The sequence below is a fragment of the Armatimonas sp. genome (genome assembly GCF_031410135.1).
GTDB lineage: Bacteria > Armatimonadota > Armatimonadia > Armatimonadales > Armatimonadaceae > Armatimonas.
Map to the genome: position 1 here is coordinate 1 of NZ_JANNYP010000367.1, position 1147 is coordinate 1147.

The following is a 1147-nucleotide window of genomic DNA, read 5'->3' on the forward strand; positions in this document are numbered from 1 at the left end:
CCCAAATGGGCTGCCTACCAAGACTCCCCGCGATCCTGAGGGCAGCAAGCCGGGCTGGCAGATGTTTGGCGGCGGCCTGCTCCCCAACCGGGACTTAGAGTTCTTCAACGCGATGCTAGAGATGGCGCGTAAAGAATGGAAAGTAGACGAGAAACAGCTCTACTGCACGGGGCACTCTAATGGCGGCGGCTTCACCTACTACCTCTGGGGGCAGAAACCCGAGCTCTTCGCGGCACTGGGCGTCGTGGCGGGCGCGGGCGAGCGCCTGATTCGCAGTGCCAAACCGTGCCCAGTGATGCATATTGGGGCGAAAAATGACCCCATTGTGAAGTGGGATCAGCAACAAGCCGCCATTGATGCCGCAAAGAAAATCAATGGAAGCAAAGCCCCCGTTGAAGTGGTGATGCACGACGGCGGTCATGAGTACCCGAGCCTCGCACCCGACAAAATCGTGCAGTTCTTTAAGAAACACCATCGAAGCTAGAAAATGTGCTAAAATGCCGACGATTTGGCAGTGACTTCTAACGAGACCGATTTCCCGGCAGACGTGAGGACATTGATCCTCTCGCCGGAAGACTATCTGGCGGGTGGCATCAAAGTGCTCCGCTTCCACTTGACCAACAGCGATGCCCAGACGGCGCTGTATGTCAAGCTTGCCTGCGAGGCGAGCTGGCTTAGTGTCACCCCGCAAGAGGCCGCCCTCGCCCCCGGAGAAAAGCAGGCCATTGCGGTGACGGTTCAGATAGAAGGGGCCCGCACTCAGCTTCAGGGAGGCGGTGCCCCGGCAAGCCCGATCGCACTCCAGTGCCAGCGCCTCGGAGGAGCCGGAACCTCGCCGCTCCCCCAGATGAGCGCCCGTGTCTACGTGCGGCTCCCCGTGGCAATCTGCCCCTCGTGTGAAAAAACGCTCGATGCCGATCTCACCGATGGCGCGACGATCCCGGCGATCTGCCCCTACTGCTTCGAGCGCTTGCGCCCCTGCCCCATCTGCTCCACTCCCAATACATGGCGTGCCAAGCAGTGCATCGCCGATGAGTCGCATATTGTCCGAGGACTCCTAGATTGGACCGCTTTGGGCGGTGGCCCCAGCCACTTTGGCACCCGTGAGCCCGCTAGTATTGGACTTCCGCCCGCACGTGACGGAGGG

At 60.7% G+C, this 1147-nt stretch carries 2 protein-coding genes; both read left to right on the forward strand.

Annotated elements, in window-relative coordinates; genetic code table 11:
• Nucleotides 1-484, forward strand: a 484-nt coding sequence (locus RMO15_RS13400; RefSeq protein WP_309713382.1) for a prolyl oligopeptidase family serine peptidase, incomplete at its 5' end; no start/stop codon positions are given.
• 24 nt (nucleotides 485-508) lie between these two features.
• Nucleotides 509-1147: hypothetical protein (locus tag RMO15_RS13405; protein ID WP_309713384.1), on the forward strand; the 639-nt coding region annotated here is incomplete at its 3' end.